The organism is Streptomyces sp. NRRL B-24572 (assembly GCF_002156145.1).
Taxonomy (GTDB): Bacteria; Actinomycetota; Actinomycetes; order Streptomycetales; family Streptomycetaceae; genus Streptomyces; species Streptomyces vietnamensis.
Window position 1 is genome coordinate 1 of sequence record NZ_MWIG01000873.1, and the last position, 740, is coordinate 740.

General features: G+C 70.6%; 2 pseudogenes. One reads left to right on the top strand and one right to left on the bottom strand.

Going from position 1 to position 740, the window contains the following annotated elements:
• Positions 1-258: pseudogene (locus CCN56_RS37515) on the top strand (hypothetical protein); the annotation flags it as partial.
• On the opposite strand, the pseudogene CCN56_RS37520 reads toward CCN56_RS37515, so the two are convergent.
• Positions 177-740 (bottom strand): annotated as a pseudogene (locus CCN56_RS37520) (glycine dehydrogenase (aminomethyl-transferring)); the annotation flags it as partial. The pseudogenes CCN56_RS37515 and CCN56_RS37520 overlap by 82 nt on opposite strands.

Here is a 740-nt window from a genome sequence, read left to right on the forward strand (position 1 = left end):
TACGCCCTCGACCGCGGCATGATCCCGCTCGGCTCCTGCACCATGAAGCTGAACGCGACCACCGAGATGGAGCCGGTGACCTGGCCCGAGTTCGGCCAGATCCACCCCTTCGCCCCGATCGAGCAGGCACAGGGCTACGTCACGCTCATCACCGAGCTGGAGGAGCGCCTCGCCGAGGTCACCGGCTCCATCTCGGTGGTCGCGTTCAGCTTCATGGTGCAGGAGCCGAGCGGGATCATGCCGCGGTCGAGGGCGTAGTCGCGGTCCGCGAGCTTGCGCAGGTAGCGCAGCATCGAGGTCTCGGAGCGGTGCGCGTGGAAGACCGGGTGGGTCAGGTACGCGTCGGAGCGCAGCAGACCGGCGGGCAGCGNNGGCGGCGACGACCTCGTCGGCCTTGCCGGGCACGCGGACGGCGATCGTGTCGAAGTACGAGCCGTGCACGACCTCGACGCCACCGGCGGTGAGACCCGCGGCGAGGATCGCGGCGTAGCGGTGGGTGCGCTCGGCGATCTGCTTCAGACCGTCCGGGCCGTGGTAGACGGCGTACATGCCGGCCATGACGGCGAGCAGCACCTGGGCGGTACAGATGTTGCTGGTGGCCTTCTCGCGGCGGATGTGCTGCTCGCGGGTCTGCAGGGCGAGGCGGTAGGCGCGGTTGCCGTCGGCGTCGACGGACACGCCCACGAGGCGGCCGGGCAGGGAGCGGGCGTGCTTGTCCTGGACGGCCATGTAGCCGGCGT